Annotated in this window: 15 protein-coding genes; 10 read left to right on the forward strand and 5 right to left on the reverse strand. The window is 73.5% G+C overall.

Annotated features, from left to right (window positions below; all coding sequences use genetic code 11):
- The 5 genes from ACI6PP_RS16485 to ACI6PP_RS16505 form a co-directional block, all read left to right on the forward strand.
- The coding region (locus ACI6PP_RS16485; protein WP_421112703.1) for an amylo-alpha-1,6-glucosidase at nucleotides 1–469 on the forward strand (469 nt) is incomplete at its 5' end.
- Between the two features lie 137 nt (nucleotides 470–606).
- Nucleotides 607–1,698 carry a flavin-containing monooxygenase gene (locus ACI6PP_RS16490; RefSeq protein WP_421112704.1) on the forward strand — a complete coding sequence of 364 codons (1,092 nt, stop codon included), beginning with the start codon at nucleotides 607–609 and terminating at the stop codon, nucleotides 1,696–1,698.
- Between the two features lie 78 nt (nucleotides 1,699–1,776).
- Nucleotides 1,777–2,259 carry a MarR family winged helix-turn-helix transcriptional regulator gene (locus tag ACI6PP_RS16495; protein ID WP_421112705.1) on the forward strand — a complete coding sequence of 161 codons (483 nt, stop codon included), beginning with the start codon at nucleotides 1,777–1,779 and terminating at the stop codon, nucleotides 2,257–2,259.
- On the forward strand, nucleotides 2,246–3,793 hold the full coding sequence (locus ACI6PP_RS16500) for a DHA2 family efflux MFS transporter permease subunit (RefSeq protein WP_421112706.1): 1,548 nt from the start codon (nucleotides 2,246–2,248) through the stop codon (nucleotides 3,791–3,793). The genes ACI6PP_RS16495 and ACI6PP_RS16500 overlap by 14 nt, the downstream gene beginning before the upstream one ends.
- A gap of 117 nt (nucleotides 3,794–3,910) precedes the next feature.
- Nucleotides 3,911–4,489, forward strand: a complete 579-nt coding sequence (locus ACI6PP_RS16505; protein ID WP_421112707.1) for a PadR family transcriptional regulator — start codon at nucleotides 3,911–3,913, stop codon at nucleotides 4,487–4,489.
- Here the strand turns inward: ACI6PP_RS16505 and ACI6PP_RS16510 are convergent.
- Nucleotides 4,422–4,664 carry an SCO4848 family membrane protein gene (locus tag ACI6PP_RS16510; RefSeq protein ID WP_421112708.1) on the reverse strand — a complete coding sequence of 81 codons (243 nt, stop codon included), beginning with the start codon at nucleotides 4,662–4,664 and terminating at the stop codon, nucleotides 4,422–4,424. The two genes, ACI6PP_RS16505 and ACI6PP_RS16510, sit on opposite strands and share 68 nt — an antisense overlap.
- A gap of 45 nt (nucleotides 4,665–4,709) precedes the next feature.
- On the opposite strand from ACI6PP_RS16510, the gene ACI6PP_RS16515 reads away from it, so the two are divergent.
- The 5 genes from ACI6PP_RS16515 (at nucleotide 4,710) to ACI6PP_RS16535 (ending at nucleotide 10,548) form a co-directional block, all read left to right on the forward strand.
- Nucleotides 4,710–6,728, forward strand: a complete 2,019-nt coding sequence (locus tag ACI6PP_RS16515) for an oxidoreductase (RefSeq protein ID WP_421112709.1) — start codon at nucleotides 4,710–4,712, stop codon at nucleotides 6,726–6,728.
- A 50-nt stretch (nucleotides 6,729–6,778) separates the two neighbouring features.
- Entirely contained in the window at nucleotides 6,779–7,630 is an 852-nt protein-coding gene (locus tag ACI6PP_RS16520; protein WP_421112710.1) for a tryptophan 2,3-dioxygenase, read from the forward strand.
- A complete protein-coding gene (locus tag ACI6PP_RS16525) occupies nucleotides 7,630–8,850 on the forward strand; it encodes a kynureninase (protein WP_421112711.1) in 1,221 nt (406 codons plus the stop codon). The genes ACI6PP_RS16520 and ACI6PP_RS16525 overlap by 1 nt, the downstream gene beginning before the upstream one ends.
- The gene (locus ACI6PP_RS16530; RefSeq protein WP_421112712.1) at nucleotides 8,847–9,680 is read left to right on the forward strand and encodes a PaaX family transcriptional regulator; all 834 of its coding nucleotides are present in this window, start codon (nucleotides 8,847–8,849) and stop codon (nucleotides 9,678–9,680) included. The genes ACI6PP_RS16525 and ACI6PP_RS16530 overlap by 4 nt, the downstream gene beginning before the upstream one ends.
- A gap of 136 nt (nucleotides 9,681–9,816) precedes the next feature.
- Nucleotides 9,817–10,548, forward strand: coding sequence for a L,D-transpeptidase family protein (locus tag ACI6PP_RS16535; protein ID WP_421112713.1), 732 nt, complete (start codon nucleotides 9,817–9,819; stop codon nucleotides 10,546–10,548).
- An 18-nt stretch (nucleotides 10,549–10,566) separates the two neighbouring features.
- On the opposite strand, the gene ACI6PP_RS16540 is transcribed toward ACI6PP_RS16535, so the two are convergent.
- Genes ACI6PP_RS16540 through ACI6PP_RS16555 form a run of 4 tightly spaced genes read right to left on the reverse strand, consistent with a single transcriptional unit; the run spans nucleotide 10,567 to nucleotide 15,795 of the window.
- A complete protein-coding gene (locus ACI6PP_RS16540; protein ID WP_421112714.1) occupies nucleotides 10,567–12,012 on the reverse strand; it encodes a hypothetical protein in 1,446 nt (481 codons plus the stop codon).
- Nucleotides 12,009–13,502: an SCO6880 family protein gene (locus ACI6PP_RS16545; protein ID WP_421112715.1), complete on the reverse strand. Its 1,494-nt coding sequence runs from the start codon at nucleotides 13,500–13,502 to the stop codon at nucleotides 12,009–12,011. The genes ACI6PP_RS16540 and ACI6PP_RS16545 overlap by 4 nt, the downstream gene beginning before the upstream one ends.
- The gene (locus ACI6PP_RS16550) at nucleotides 13,499–14,950 is read right to left on the reverse strand and encodes a hypothetical protein (RefSeq protein WP_421112716.1); all 1,452 of its coding nucleotides are present in this window, start codon (nucleotides 14,948–14,950) and stop codon (nucleotides 13,499–13,501) included. Before ACI6PP_RS16550 ends, ACI6PP_RS16545 begins: the two co-directional genes overlap by 4 nt.
- Nucleotides 14,947–15,795: a hypothetical protein gene (locus ACI6PP_RS16555; protein WP_421112717.1), complete on the reverse strand. Its 849-nt coding sequence runs from the start codon at nucleotides 15,793–15,795 to the stop codon at nucleotides 14,947–14,949. Before ACI6PP_RS16555 ends, ACI6PP_RS16550 begins: the two co-directional genes overlap by 4 nt.
- Between the last annotated feature and the right edge of the window lie 2 nt (nucleotides 15,796–15,797).

The raw sequence follows: 15,797 nt of genomic DNA on the forward strand, positions 1-15,797 counted from the left end.
CCTCGGCGCCTACCCCGCGCTCGCGCTCGACGCGCACAAGCAGCGCGTGGACGGCGTGGCCAGCAACATGGGCCACCTGCTCGGCACCGGCCTGCTGACCGAGGAGGAGACGGCCACGGTCGCCGCCCGCCTGCTCCACCCGACGATGTTCTCCGGCCACGGCATCCGCACGCTGTCGTCCGACAACGGCGGGTACTGGCCGTGGCGCTACCACTGCGGCTCGGTCTGGACGCACGACACCGCCGTCGTCGTCGATGGCCTGCGCCGCACCGGGCACACGGACGCGGCGGCCACCGTCGCACGCGGGCTGCTGCGTGCCGCCGAGGGCTTCGACCACCGGATGCCCGAGCTGTTCGCCGGCCTCGACGACACCGTCTTCCCTCCCTCGCCCTACCCCGCCTCCTGCCGCCCCCAGGCCTGGGCCGCCGCGTCGGTCGTCCCCGTCGCCCGTGCCCTCGGCGCCCTCTAGCCCGCCGCTGGACTCCCCCTCCGTCCGCGATCTGAAGCCTCGTGGTGGTCAAACCCGGCCGTTGACCACACCAAGGCTTCGGATCGCGGACGGGAGGGACGCGGGAACAGGGGGCGGGGGGCGCCGGTTCTCCTGGTGTGAGCACCTCGCCCGAGCACCGCACCGACGTCGTGGTGGTCGGCGCGGGGCAGGCGGGGCTGTCGGCGGCGCACCACCTGGCCCGCCTCGGCGTCGACCACGTGGTGCTCGACGCCAACGACTCCCCCGGCGGCGCCTGGCAGCACCGCTGGCGGACGCTGTCGATGCAGGACGTGCACGGCGTCGCGTCGCTGCCGGGTCTCGCGGCCCCCGACTCCGACCCCGCCTCGGCCGCCCGCGACGCCGTCCCGGCCTACTTCGCCGACTACGAGCGGCGATTCGACCTCGACGTCCGGCGCCCCGTGAAGGTCTCCCGCGTCGAGGACGCGGACGGCCTCCTGCGGGTCAGCACCGACCACGGGACGTGGACCGCACCCGCCCTGGTCAACGCCACGGGCACGTGGGAGCGCCCGTTCGTGCCGCACTTCCCCGGCGTCGAGACGTTCGCGGGCCGGCAGGTCCACACCCACGACTACGACGGCCCCGACGACCTCGCCGGCCTCGACGTCGTCGTGGTGGGCGGTGGCGCGTCGGCCGTGCAGATCCTCGGCGAGCTCGCGCCCGTGGCGCGCACCACCTGGGTCACGCGCCGTCCGCCGGTCTGGCGCGGCCCGGGCGACTTCGACACCGAGGCGGGGCGCGAGGCCGTCGCGCTCGTCGAGGAGCGCGTCCGACGCGGACTGCCACCGCAGAGCGTCGTCAGCGTCACCGGGCTGATGCTGCGCCCGCAGGAGGAGCAGGCCCGCCTGCTCGGGGCCTACGAGCGGCACCCGATGTTCGCGACGGTCGAGCCGCACGCCGTCCGCTGGGCCGACGGGACGTCCGCGCCCGCCGACGTCATCGTCTGGGCCACCGGCTTCCGTCCCTCGGTCGGCCACCTGGCCCCGCTGCGCCTGCGCGAGGCGACCGGCGGGATCCGGCTGGTCGCCCGCGAGGACGCCCACACCCCCACCACCGCGGCGCGCGACCACCGCGTCCAGCTCGTCGGGTACGGGCCGTCGGCCAGCACGATCGGCGCCAACCGGGCCGGCCGCGTCGCCGCCCTCGCCGCGCGGCGCACCGTCGAGGCCTCCCGCGAGCTCGTCGCCTGACACGGGCCACCGTGCAGATAGGTGCACGTCACAAAGAATTCACGCGCGCAACAGTTGCACGGGCGTTATGATCCTGCGGTGCAACCATCCAACGACCGTCTCTACGGGTCGCTGCAGCTGTTCCTGCAGCGGGTCTTCAGCCTCGTCGAGGGCGACGCCATGGAGCGCCTCGTCGAGCTCGACGTGACGCTCTCGCAGGCGCGCACCACGCTCCTGCTCTCGCACGTCGGCGAACCGGTGACGATCAGCGACATCGCCCGCCGTCTCGGCCTCTCGGTGGCCGCGGCCGGACGCAACGTCGACCAGCTCGTCAGGCTCGGGATCGCCGAGCGGCACGACCACCCGACCGACCGGCGGGTCACGCTCGTCTCGCTGTCCCCCACCGGCCTCGAGGCCGCCGACCAGCACCTCGACCACAAGCGCAAGGCCCTGCGGATCCTCGTCGACCGTCTCCCCGACGCCGACTGCGACCGTCTGCACGAGGCCCTCCAGCCCATCCTCCAGGGCGACTACCTCAGCACCAGCACGACCACGAAGGACCTGAGCCATGTCAACAGCTGAGCAGACCTACCCCGACAAGATCGACGGTGCGGTGCTCAAGATCGCCGGCGTCGTCGTCCTCGGCGCGATCATGTCGATCCTCGACATCACCGTCGTCAACGTCGCACTGCCGACCTTCCAGCGCGTCTTCTCCGACGACCCGACCGCGCCGCTGGCCTACTCCACCGTCGCCTGGACGGTGACGGCCTACACGCTGGCGCTGGCCACCGTCATCCCGCTGACGGGCTGGGCCGCCGACCGCTTCGGCACCAAGCGTCTCTACCTCACCGCCGTCGGCCTGTTCACCGCCGGCTCGGTGCTCTGCGCGGCCGCGCAGGACATCAACATGCTCATCGGGTTCCGCGTCCTGCAGGGCCTCGGCGGCGGCATGCTGATGCCGCTCGGCATGACGATCATGACCCGCGCCGCCGGCCCGGCCCGGATGGGACGCCTGATGGCGATCCTGGGCGTGCCGATGCTGCTCGGCCCGATCCTCGGTCCCATCCTCGGCGGCTGGCTGATCGAGAACGCCAGCTGGCACTGGATCTTCCTGATCAACCTGCCGATCGGCGCGCTCGCGCTCGTCTACGCCTCGATCGTCCTGCCCAAGGACTCGCCGGTGCCCTCGGAGCGGTTCGACTGGATCGGCATGCTCCTCATGTCGCCCGGCCTGGCCCTGTTCCTGTTCGGCGTCTCGTCGCTCCCCGTCGAGGACGGCGACGTCACCGCTCCCCGCGTGTGGGTCTCGGTGCTCGCCGGCGTGGTGCTGATCGGGCTCTTCGTCCGCCACGCGTTCAAGCCCGAGCACCCGCTGCTCGACCTGCGCCTGTTCGGCAACCGCAACCTGACGCTCGCGATCATCACGATGTTCCTCTTCGCGTCGGCGTTCTTCGGCGGACTGCTGCTCGTCCCGACCTACTTCCAGGAGGTCCGCGGCGAGACGACGCTGGCGGCCGGCCTGCTGATCGCCCCCCAGGGCATCGGCGCGCTGCTCACGATGCCGATCGCCGGAGCGCTCACCGACAAGATGCCGGTCGGACGGATCGTCCCGGTCGGGCTGACGCTGATCGTGGTCGGCATGCTCGGCCTCACCCAGCTCGACTCGGACACCTCGTACACGTTCATCATCGCGTCGCTGTTCGTCATGGGCCTGGGCATGGGCGGCACGATGATGCCGATCATGACCTCGGCGCTCAAGACGCTGACGCACCACGAGGTGGCCCGCGGATCGACGCTGCTCAACATCACCCAGCAGGTCGCCAGCTCGGTCGGCGTCGCGGTGATGTCGGTGATCCTCACCAGCCACATCAAGGGCAGCGAGCTCGCCGGTCCCGCGATGGCCGGCCTGCGCGACGCGCAGGTCCGGGCCCAGCTCGGCGAGCAGGGCATGGCCGCCGGCCTCATGCAGGCGGCGCACGCGTTCGCCGACACCTACTGGGTGGCGTGGGGCCTGGTCCTGCTCACGCTCGTCCCGGCGCTGATGCTCCCGCGCAGGCGCGAGGTCTCGCACCTCACCGACGACGAGGACGCCGCACCGCCGGTGATCCTGCACTGACCCACCCCGCCCCGACGCCCGGTCCGCACCTGCTGCGGGCCGGGCGTCGTCGCGTCCGCCACGGTCGACCTATGCACCTCGTTGCACTGCACGCCGGTGCAGAGGTACGGTCCCGGCATGGCCCTGGAGCACGCGATCCTGGTGTCGCTCGCCGAGCAGCCGGCGAGCGGGTACGACCTGACGCGCCGCTTCGACCGCTCGATCGGGCTGTTCTGGCGGGCGACGCACCAGCAGGTGTACCGGACGCTGGCCCGGATGGAGGACGACGGGCTCGTCGCCTCCACCGCCGTGGAGCAGCAGGGCCGCCCCGACAAGAAGGTCTTCGCGATCGCCGACGCCGGGCGCGAGGCGCTCGCGTCCTGGGTGGACGCACCCGGGCCCGTCGAGCAGACCCGCAGCGACCTCGCCGTCCGCGTCCGCGGCATCCACCACGGCGACGCGTCGACGGTGCTCGACGACGTCCGCCGTCACCTCGACGCCCACCGCGAGCGGCTCGAGGGGTTCCGCCGCAGCAGCGAGCGGCACTACCCCGATCCCGACGCGCTCGCGCCCGAGGACGTCGGGCCCTACCTGGTGCTGCGCGGGGGAATCCGCACCGAGGAGGCCGTCGTGGCCTGGTGCGAGGAGATCATCGCGACGTTCGCCGTGACGCCCGCAGGCCGCGCAGCCCCACGACCAGCACGCCCAGCCCGATGAGCACGGCGGCGGTGATGAGCACCGCGTGCACCCAGAAGAACGGCTGCGGCGTGCTCGACCACGCGGCGCCGGCCCACGCGCGGTCGTCGCGGACGACCGCCAGCGCGAACCGCGGCCAGACCACGACGTTGAACACGCCGGCGCCGACCAGGAACCACCACGTCGTCTTTCCCACGGCTCCAGTGAACACCCCGCTCCCCACCGGTGAGGAACCCCGCCCGTGAACGACCACCCCCTGCTCCTGTCGCCGCTCGACGTCGGCCCGTTCTCCCTGCGCAACCGGGTGGTGATGGGCTCGATGCACACCGGCATGGAGGACCGCGCCAAGCACCTGCCCGAGCTGGCTGCGTACGTCGCCGAGCGCGCGAAGGGCGGCGTCGCGATGATCGTGACGGGCGGGTACGCGCCGCACTGGCGCGGCTGGCTGCTCCCCGCGGGGTCGCAGATGACCTCGCGCCGCCTCGCCGAGAAGCACCGCGTCGTCACCGACGCCGCGCACGAGCACGGCGCGAAGATCGTCCTGCAGCTGCTGCACGCCGGTCGCTACGGCTACACGCCGTTCAACAAGGCCGCGTCGAGCCGCAAGTCGCCGATCACGCCGTTCCGTCCGCGCGCGATGAGCACCCGCGAGGTCGAGGCGTGCGTCGGGCACTTCGCCGACGCCGCCGCGCTCGCGCAGCACGCCGGCTACGACGGCGTCGAGATCATGGGCTCCGAGGGCTACCTGATCAACCAGTTCCTCGCCGCGCGCACCAACGACCGCACCGACGCGTGGGGCGGCAGCGCGTCCAACCGGATGCGGTTCCCCGAGGCCGTCGTCGGACGGGTCCGCGAGCGCGCCGGCAGCGACTTCCTCGTCCAGTACCGGATGAGCCTGCTCGACCTCGTCGACGACGCGCAGACGTGGGACGAGACCGTCGAGCTCGCGCACCGCGTGGAGGCCGCCGGCGCCGACGTGATCAACACCGGCATCGGCTGGCACGAGGCCCGCATCCCCACGATCGTCACCTCGGTGCCGCGCGCCGCGTTCGCCTGGACGACCGCGCGCCTGCGAGGCGAGGTGGGCGTGCCGGTGGTGGCGTCCAACCGGATCAGCACCCCCGACGTCGCCGAGCGGATCCTCGCCGACGGCCAGGCCGACCTCGTCTCGATGGCCCGTCCGCTGCTGGCCGACCCCGACTTCGTGAACAAGACGGCCGCCGGCCGGGCCGACGAGATCAACACCTGCATCGCCTGCAACCAGGCCTGCCTGGACCACACGTTCGCCAACAAGCGGGCCTCGTGCCTGGTCAACCCGCGTGCCGGGCACGAGACGACGCTCGTCCTGCTGCCGGTGCCGCCGCAGCGCCGGCGCCGGATCGCCGTCGTCGGCGCCGGGCCGGCCGGGCTGTCGGCAGCCGTCGCCCTGGCCGAGCGCGGTCACGAGGTCGAGGTGATGGAGGCCGAGGAGCAGGTGGGCGGCCAGTTCCGTCTCGCCATGCGCATCCCCGGCAAGGAGGAGTTCGCCGAGACGCTGCGGTTCTGGACGCGACGCTGCGAGGTGCTCGGCGTCAAGGTCCACCTGGGCACGCGCGTCGACGCCGACGCCCTCGTGGGCGCCGGCTTCGACGACGTCGTCCTCGCGACGGGCGTGCGTCCCCGCCTGCCCGAGGTGGACGGCGTCGACCACCCGAGCGTCGTCACCTACGCCGAGGCGCTGCGCGGCGAGAGGCCCGTCGGCGACCGCGTCGCCATCATGGGCGCCGGTGGCATCGGGTTCGACGTCGCCGAGTTCTGCATCGCCGAGCAGCACGAGCCCGCCGAGGCGTGGATGCGCCGCTGGGGCGTCGGCGACCCCGCCGTCGTGCGCGGCGGCCTGGCCGAGAAGGTGCACGAGACCCCGCTGCGGCAGGTGACGCTGCTGCAGCGCAAGACCACCCCGCTCGGCAAGGGGCTGGCCAAGACCACCGGCTGGGTGCACCGCACCACGCTCAAGGACGCCGGCGTCGAGATGGTGCGCGGCGTCGCCTACGAGCGGATCGACGACGACGGCCTGCACGTCACCGTCGACGGCGCCCCGCGTCTGGTCGAGGCCGACACCGTCATCGTGTGCACCGGCCAGGAGTCGGTCAGCGACCTCGCCGCACCCCTGCGCGACGCCGGCGTCACCGTCCACGTCGTCGGCGGCGCCGACGTCGCCGCCGAGCTCGACGCCAAGCGCGCCGTCCGCCAGGCCACCGAGCTCGCCGCCCGCCTCTGATCCATAACGTAATCCTTGCGGTCGTCACGTCGATGACATACCGTCACGCCATGGACCCCCGCACCGGCACCCGCCCGATGGAGGCCGGCGTCGTCACCGACCTCACCGGACGCCTGAGCTACGCCGACTACCTCGACCTTCCCACGCTGCTCAGCGCCCAGAACCCGGTGAGCCGGCCCGAGCACCACGACGAGCTGCTCTTCATCGTCCAGCACCAGACCACCGAGCTGTGGTTCAAGCTGGTGCTCCACGAGCTGCGGGCGGCGGTCGAGGCGCTCGACGTCGACGACCTCGGGCGCGCGCTCAAGGGCGTCGCCCGCGTCAAGCACGTCCAGCGCACGCTCGCCGAGGCCTGGACGGTGCTCGCCACGCTCACGCCCAGCGAGTACGCGGAGTTCCGCGACGACCTCGGCACGTCGTCGGGGTTCCAGTCCGCGCAGTACCGGGCCGTCGAGTTCATCCTCGGCAACAAGGACCCGCGGGCGATGGCGGTCTTCGACACCGACCCCGCCGCGCACGCCGACCTCGCCGCACTGCTCGAGGCGCCCACCCTCTACGACGCGTTCTGGCGCCACCTGGCCCGGACCGGGCTCGACGTCCCCGCGTCCGTCCTCGAGCGCGACGTCCGCGAGCCGTGGACGCTCCGCGAGGAGCTGCTGCCGCTGATCGTCGGCATCTACGAGCGCCCCGCCGAGCACTGGGAGGCCTACGAGGCGTTCGAGGAGCTCGTCGACCTCGAGGAGAACTTCCAGCTGTGGCGGTTCCGGCACGTCCGCACCGTCACCCGCATCATCGGCGGCAAGCGCGGCACCGGAGGGTCCAGCGGGGTGGGGTACCTGCAGAAGGCGCTCGACCTCACGTTCTTCCCCGAGCTGTTCGCGGCACGGACGGAGATCGGCTGATGGACCTCGCCACCCGCGCCCACGACCTCGACGCCGCCGACCCCCTGCGCGCGCACCGCGACCTGTTCCTGCGCGGCGCCGACGACGACGTCGTCGCCTACCTCGACGGCAACTCCCTGGGCCGGCCGCTGAGGGCCAGCGCCGAGCGGATCACCGCGTTCGTCACGGGCGCGTGGGCCGGACGCCTCATCCGCGGCTGGGACGAGCAGTGGTTCGACCTCCCGCTCACCATCGGCGACCGCCTCGGCGACGTCGTCCTCGGCGCCGCACCCGGCCAGGTGACGGTCGGCGACTCCACCACCGTCCTGCTCTACAAGCTGGCCCGCGGCGGGGTGGCGCTGCGTCCGGGTCGCGACGAGGTCGTGCTCGACACCGACAACTTCCCCACCGACCGGTACGTGCTCGAGGGCATTGCCGACGAGCTCGGGCTCACGCTGCGGTGGGTCGAGACCGACCCGCGCGACGGCGTCCGCGCCGACCGGCTGGCACCGATCCTGTCCGAGCGGACGGCGCTCGTGGTGCTCAGCCACGTCGCGTACCGCTCGGGCCACCTCGCCGACGCCGCCACGATCACCTCGCTCGTGCACGACGCGGGGGCGCTCGTGCTGTGGGACCTGTCGCACTCGGTGGGCTCGGTGCCGGTCGAGCTCGACGCGTGGGGCGTCGACCTCGCGGTCGGGTGCACCTACAAGTACCTCAACGGCGGGCCCGGCTCGCCGGCGTTCGCCTACGTGCGCGCCGAGCACCAGGACGGGTTCCGCCAGCCCGTGCAGGGCTGGATGGGACGCGCGGACGCGTTCGCGATGGGCCCCGGGTACGAGCCGGCCGCAGGCATCCGTCGCGTCATCAGCGGCACCCCGCCCGTGCTCGGCATGCTCGCGATGCAGGACACGCTCGACCTCCTCGCCGACGTCGGCATCGGCGCCGTCCGCGAGAAGTCGGTGCTGCTGACGACCCTCGCCATCGAGGCCTCCGACGAGCTGCTCGCTCCCCTGGGCGTCGAGCTCGCCACGCCCCGCGAGGCCTCCGAGCGCGGTGGGCACGTGACGCTCGACCACCCGTCGTTCCGGGAGGTGACGGCGGCGCTGTGGACGCGTGGCGTCATCCCCGACTTCCGCGCGCCGATGGGTCTGCGCCTCGGCCTCAGCCCGCTGAGCACCGGCTTCGACGAGCTGCTGACGGGCGTCGAGGCCGTGCGCGCCGAGCTCGCCGGCCGGTGAGCGACGACCGCGCCGGGCTCGACGACGTCGACTCCCGGCCGGGCAGCGTCACGTCGCTGGTGCGCACGGTGCTCGGCACGCACCTGCGCGACCTCGGCGGATGGGTGGCCGTCGCCGACCTGGTGCGGCTGCTCGAGGCGCTCGACGTGCCGGCCGACAGCACGCGCGTCGCCGTCGGGAGGCTCAAGTCGCGAGGCGTGCTCGCCGCCGAGGCGCGCGACGGCCGGAGCGGCTACGCCCTCACCGGTCACACGGCCGCGATGCTCGACCGCGGCGACGCCCGCATCTTCGGGCCGGGCGCGTCCGACGGCGACGGCTGGCTGCTGGTGTCGTTCAGCATCCCCGAGGAGCGCCGCGGCGACCGTCACCAGCTGCGGCGGCGCCTCGCCTGGGCCGGCTGCGGCACCGTCTCGTCCGGCCTCTGGGTCGCGCCGGCCCACCGCGCCGACGACGTCGCCGCCGTGGTCGACGGGCTCGGGCTGCGCGACCACGTCACGACGTTCGCCTGCCAGGAGGTGGACGCGCCCGTCCCGCTGCCCGACGCCGTGCGCTCCTGGTGGGACCTCGACGCCGTCGCCGACCGTCACCGGGCGTTCCTGGACGAGCACGCCTCGGCGGTCGACCCGGCCGACGGCCGCGACGCCTTCGTCCACCTGACGCGGCTCGTCGACGCCTGGCGCGCGATCCCCTATGTCGACCCCGGCCTCCAGCCCCGCCTGCTGCCCGGCGACTGGCCCGGCACCCGCAGCGCCGCCCTCGTCGCCGACGCCCGTGCCCGCCACCTGCCCCCGGCCCGTGCGTGGGTGCGCGACGTCGTCCGTCCCACCTGACCCAGGTTTCCCAGGTTCACCTGGGAAACCGACGAGACCACGGGAAGTTCCCCGGGGTGCCGTCGGAACACCAGGTGAACCTGGGAAACCGTCGACGGACGAGGCGCGCGGCGGACATCTCGGGCACGATGTGCGGGTGACCTCACGCCTGCGCCTGCCCGTCCCGCTCGCCCTGGTCGTGGTGGTGCTCGCCGCGGTGGCGCTGATCGCCTCGACGGCCCACGTGCCGGCCGACGCGGCCACCCGGACGATCACCCTCGGCGGCGTCAAGGTGCGGGTCACCGACAAGACCCAGCAGGTCGTCACGATCAACCGCAGCTCGGGGACGCGCGCCCGCGCCACCTACTGGCGCAAGACCGCCAAGGGCTGGGACGCGCGCCGCACCACCAAGAACGCCCGCATCGGCTCCGGCGGCCTGGTCGCCGGCCACCAGCGCAAGCAGTGGACGAGCACGACGCCGATCGGCACCTACAAGATGCGCGAGGCCTTCGGCAACAGCGCCGCACCCGCCGGCACCGACCTGCCGTTCCACCGGGTCCGCTCGGGCGACTACTGGGTGCAGGACAACGCGTCGCGCTACTACAACCAGCTGCGCAACAAGAGCCAGGGCGGCTTCCGCTGGAGCCTCCCGTCCAGCAAGCGCAACAGCTCGGAGTACCTGCCGTCCTACGGCACCCAGTACCGCTGGGCCATCGTCATCGACTTCAACCGGCCCGTGGCCAAGAGGAAGAAGGGCTCGGGCATCTTCCTGCACGTGAACGGCAGGGGCGCGACGGGCGGCTGCGTCTCGGTGCCCAAGGCCTTCATGCGCGACATGATGGAGCTGCTCGACCCCAAGTACGCGCCCCGCATCGCCATCGGCCGCTGAGCGCCACCGCGGGACGGCTCACGCGGACGGGGCGCCGTCGCCGCGCGCGCCGGCCATGGCGGCGTCGGTGTCGGTGAAGCCCTCCTCGATCCGGGTACGGATGTGCCGGACGAGACGCGCGGGCTCCTTGCCCACCTTGAGCACGTGGACGCCCGGCTCGACGGCGGGCAGCAGGTCCTCGGTCCACGACGGCAGGCCGAACAGCGAGACCACGGTGCTGGCGTCGTCCGAGCGCGACTGCCGGTAGACGTGCACCACCTGCGCCTCGCGCACCAGGCTCATCGCGTCGGAGTCCGGCGGCAGGTCGGACACGTGGTGGATGACGGTGACGAACGCCAGTCCGATGCCGCGTCCGCGCTTGACCAGGGAGCGCAGGATGCCCGCGACGCTCGTCGTGCCCGGGCCCGTCAGGCGGGCGGTGTGGTACCCCTCCTCCAGCACGATGATCCGCTGGCCTGGACGCGCGGCCCACACCGACGACAGGAACGTGGCCACCAGCGCCATGACGAGCGACAGCGCGGGCGAGTCCTCGTCGAGCTCGGAGGTGTCGAAGACCAGCAGCGGCGCCGACCAGTCGACCGAGTCGGACGTGTCGGCGTCGATCAGCCCCGACAGGTCGCCGTCGACGAACCGCTCGAGGTCCATCGCGAGCGCCATGCCCCAGTCGATGACGTCACGCTGGGAGACGACGTCGCGCGCGGCCAGGTGCGCGCGCGGGACGGCGTCGGGCTCGGGGTCGTAGAGGGCGTCGACGACGTCGTGGATGGTGGCGTTGCGCCCGGCGGCACCGGCACGCGTCAGCGCGGTGCGGTGGGCCGAGCGCAGCGCGTGGTGCTCGTGCGAGCTCAGCGGCCCGTGCGCGTACTCCGCGGCCATGAGCAGCAGGCGGTCCTGGCCGATGCGGGCGTCGGTGTCGCCGTCGCGCGACGACGTCGAGATGCGCGGGTCGAGCAGGTTGATCGCCGAGCCCCTGGTGCGCGAGAACGCGATGGTGGTGCCGTCGCAGACGCGGGCGACGTCGGCGTACTCGCCGCGGCCCTCTTGGTTCTTGCGGTCGAAGACGGCCACCTGCTTGCCGCACGCCACGGCGCGCGCGACGTAGACGGTCTTGACGAGCGACGACTTCGCCGACCCCACGTCGCCCAGCACCACCACGTTGGGCGAGGTGATGCGACGCTGCGCGTACAGCTCGTGCGGCCCGTTGGACACCGCGTTCCCGGTGTCGACGTCGACGCCCGTGATGGGTCCGGCGAGCGGCGCGTGCGTGGCGACGAGCGCCGGGTTGACGGCCTGCGCCTGCCGCGTCGAGGTGAAGATCGTCTCCTCGGACACCTCGTAGAGCCCGAGCCGGTCGAGCCACCGGACGCGACGCGACGACCGTCGCCGCGGCTCGGCGGCCGGCACCGGTGGCTCCGCCTGGACGGGCGGCGCCTCGTCCTTGGTGCGTGACCTGAGCATGCTCATGACCGGATCCCCCGGGCCAGCGGTGCGCCCAGCTGGAGGGCCTGGTGGTGGCGGTTCTCGTACCACCGCAGCCGGGTGATGCCGGAGTCCTCGGCGGCGGCCGACACCGCCGAGCGCGCCACCGTGAGCGCCCCGAGGTCGGGCGCGGAGACGATGATCCGGACGGCCGCGTGGTCGCCGGCCGTGCCCGCACCGAGCAGGTCGTTCATGATCCGCTGCGCCGCGGTGGCCGACGCCTCGTCCTCGCCGGTCGAGACCGCCTGCTTCTTCTCCCGCGAGCGGATGGCGGCGGTGTCGAGCGTCAGCCCGATCGTGGCCTTGCCGCGCGCCAGACGCTTGGGCACCAGCCGGTGCTGCGCCTTGACGGTCCGGATGGTCGCGGGGTTCACGTCGGTGACGAGGTTCTGCATCCAGCGCATGCCCACGACGTCCATCGGCCAGGAGTCGCGCGGCACCGACGCGACCGCGTGGAACCACGGCCCGTCGGGCCCGTCGACGCGGACGGCGTCGCGCATCGGGGTGATCGGGAACGCCCAGCCGTCGCGGATGCGCTCGAGCCCGTCGAGGTCGTCGATGCCGAAGCTGGGGACGTGGAGGTGGCGCACCATCGCGGCCACCCGACGGGGCCCGAGCACGCCCCGCACGACGTGGCCCGAGCGCTCCAGGCGGTCGACGACCACGCGCAGCGCGTCCACCGCGGCGACGACGGTGTCCTCGGCGGACGCCACCCGTCCCACCACGCGGGCCTGCACCGCCGCGAGCGGCATGCGCACCGTGGCGAACGTCCGGTAGGTCTCGGTCTGCGCGGCGCCGTGGGCGGCGAGCTGCTCCATGCTCGCGCGCAGCGCCGGCGGGCAGCCGGGCGTGAGCATCGCGGCCATCTCGCCGGCGTAGGCACCGGGGTCGGCCGGCACGACGCGCGTCTCGATGTCGATCTGCTCGACGGGCGACTCCGGCGACGCGAGCGTGCCGAGCAGCTGCCCGAACCGAGATCCCCGCCGGTTGACCTCGCTCACCTCGCGCAGGCCGTCGCCGCCGCCGACGATCTCGAGCACGGCCACCAGGCTCGACTGCGGGCCGAACCGCTGCGCGCGGTCGCGCTGGTGCACGAGCGCCACGGGCGGCGCGTCGGGGTCGTCGGCGTACGTCAGCTCGCGGAACGCGCCGACGGACGTGGGCAGGTCGCCGCCGGGCGACCAGACGTCGAGACCGCGGCGGCGGCGCAGCCAGAACCACAGGCCCTCGCCGCGCGTGCGTCCCCACGAGTCGCCGCTGGAGTCCTGGCGACGCAGCAGCCACGACAGACCGAGCAGCCCGAGCGCGCCGACCACGAGCACCGCGAACGACTGCGACACGAGCAGCACCACGAGCCACAGCACGCTGGCGCCCGTCATCACCGCGATCTGGCCGCCCGTGAACGACCCGAAGAGGTTGCGTCGACGGGTCTCGCCGCCGAGCAGGCTGACGGTCGCGCCCTGGCCCGTGCTCACCGGTGCCACCACCCGTCGTCGCGCGGCTCGCCGGGCGGGCGGGGCGCGTCGAACGGCTCGGGGTCGAAGGCCTCGTCGGCGTTCTTCTTGCCCAGCTGCGCGGCGACCTCCTCGTGGGCCTGCGCGGCCTCGACCTCGACGCCCGGGTCGGGCTCGCGCTCGGGACGGTCGGCCGCGGCGGCACGTCGGGGCGGGTCGGGCCGGTCGACCGTGCGGGTCCGGGTGTCGCCCTGCGACCCCGCGTGCTGCGGGCCGACGGACGCGCGCTCGTGGGCGTGCACCATCGGTGCCTGCGCGGCGAAGGCCTCCTTGGTGCGGAAGTGGTCGGCCAGCCGCGTGACCGACCGCGCGACGGGGACCTCGCCGCGTCCGCCGCCGGCCATCGCGGGCGCCGGGCCGGCGTACTGCGGGACGAGCACGCCGAACAGCTGCATCACCAGGATCGGCGCGGCGCACAGGAGCATGGTGCCGATGAGCACGAACAGGGCCGTGCCGAACAGGTCGAGCCCGTTCGCGAGGTTCTCGGTGGCCGAGAAGAACGTCCAGTAGACGAAGTTGACCGCGACGGGCGTGAACATGAGCCCGAGCATGAGCCCGGCGATCCGCGCCAGGGGACGGCGCCACGGCGGGTACACGTGCATGACGACGGCGATGGGCACGACGAGCCCGAGGAGGTTCAGGCCCCAGCTGGCGACGGCGACCTCGATGAGCAGCGCGACGGAGAACACCAGGATGCCCATCAGCACGAGCAGCGCCAGGATCGCGCCGCCGAAGGAGTCGAACCCGCCACTCACCGCCGTCATCCTCGACAGGAACTGGGTGGTCGCGTCGCCCGCGCCGTCGCCGGTCTCGTCGGCGAACGACCGAGCGAGCTCGGCGGTGGTGCCCTGGACGAGCGACAGCACGATGGGGGCGATGGCGAGGATCACCGGGACGAGCCAGAGCTTGAGGCCCGAGTCGCGCATCAGCTGCGCGGCGGGCACCGACCCGTCCGGACCACCCACGCGCGCCACCACGATCACGAGCATGAACGCGAACAGGAGCAGGCTGAGGCCGAACATCACGGCGTACTGGTCGCGCCACCAGCTGCGGTCGAACGCCGGGGTGGTGACGCGGTCCTGCCAGGTGGAGACCTTGCCGAGGATCGACACCGCCCCCTCCGCGGACGCCTGCGCCCACGAGTCCACCGCGTTCTCGGGCGTGAACTCCTTGATCGCGGCCAGCGTCTGCTCGGTCTCGACGCTCGGCGACACGATGCCCTGCGCGCCGTCGTCGACGCTGCCCACCGACGGAGCCGACGCGTCGCCCTCGGTGGGCCGCGTGCCCACCGTGCAGGCGGCGGGGTTCGTGGCGCAGACGTCGGGCGCCTCGGCGGCGGCCGGCAGGGCCGGCAGCGCGAGCCCGGCCGCGACCACCAGCGCCTGCAGCACCAGGAGCAGCCGCCTCACGGCTCCTCCCCCAGGATCTCCGACGGCCAGTCCTGCGACGCACCCTGGAACAGCGACCAGCCCTCGCCGAGCAGCGCCGAGCGCTGCGCGAAGGTGGTGTTCGGACGGTTCAGGTCGGCCGGCGCGGGCGCCTTGTCCTGCGGCGGCTGCGCGCCGGTGGCCAGGCGCCAGTCGCCGTCGGACCACGTCATGGTGGCGGTGGTCTCCTGCCAGACCACGTTGAGCCGCTCGCGGTTCGTGGTGGAGCCGATGCCGTAGACGCAGGGGCCCCAGTACGACACGGTCACCGAGGTCGGGGCGCCGTCGGCGGGGACGACGTCGGACGTGCGGTAGGCGCCGAGGTCCGGCGGGCAGGCCGAGACCACGGCGTCGCCGGCCTGCCCGTCGATCACCCGGCCCTGGTCGTCCAGGCCGAGCAGCGCGCGCTTGTCGGCGGCGATCGTCGAGTAGTCGGTGGTGGTGCCGGTGAAGTCGCGGACGAACGTCTCGAGCTCGCCGGCGGTCAGGCCGGCCATGCCCGCGGCGAACGTGCCGAGCGAGGCGACGTACGACTGGACGGCGCCGTCGACGGTCTGCGGGAACCCGCGCGGCACGCCCGACACCTGACGGGTGGCGCCGTCGAGGTCGGCCGACGCCGTGCCCTGGGCGAGCGCGCCGGTGGGGACCTCACCGCGGGTGCGCGACAGCTCGTCGGCCGGCTCGTCACCGCCACCACCCCCGGCGGGGACGAACGACCAGACGAGCAGGCCGACGACCACCAGGCCCGCCACGACGAGCAGCGCCGAGCGCGCCCCGCCGCCCCGGGTGGGCCGCGAGGTGTCCGGGTCGTCGATGCGGACGCTCATCT

Source organism: Solicola agrisoli (assembly GCF_049059935.1).
Taxonomy (GTDB): domain Bacteria; phylum Actinomycetota; class Actinomycetes; order Propionibacteriales; family Nocardioidaceae; genus JAURVT01.

Coding starts and splice junctions, on each gene's coding strand:
- ACI6PP_RS16500 (WP_421112706.1), top strand. CDS start 2,246: ATGTCAACAGCTGAGCAGACCTACCCCGACAAGATCGACGGTGCGGTG.
- ACI6PP_RS16505 (WP_421112707.1), top strand. CDS start 3,911: ATGGCCCTGGAGCACGCGATCCTGGTGTCGCTCGCCGAGCAGCCGGCG.
- ACI6PP_RS16520 (WP_421112710.1), top strand. CDS start 6,779: ATGGACCCCCGCACCGGCACCCGCCCGATGGAGGCCGGCGTCGTCACC.
- ACI6PP_RS16525 (WP_421112711.1), top strand. CDS start 7,630: ATGGACCTCGCCACCCGCGCCCACGACCTCGACGCCGCCGACCCCCTG.
- ACI6PP_RS16540 (WP_421112714.1), bottom strand. CDS start 12,012: ATGAGCATGCTCAGGTCACGCACCAAGGACGAGGCGCCGCCCGTCCAG.
- ACI6PP_RS16555 (WP_421112717.1), bottom strand. CDS start 15,795: ATGAGCGTCCGCATCGACGACCCGGACACCTCGCGGCCCACCCGGGGC.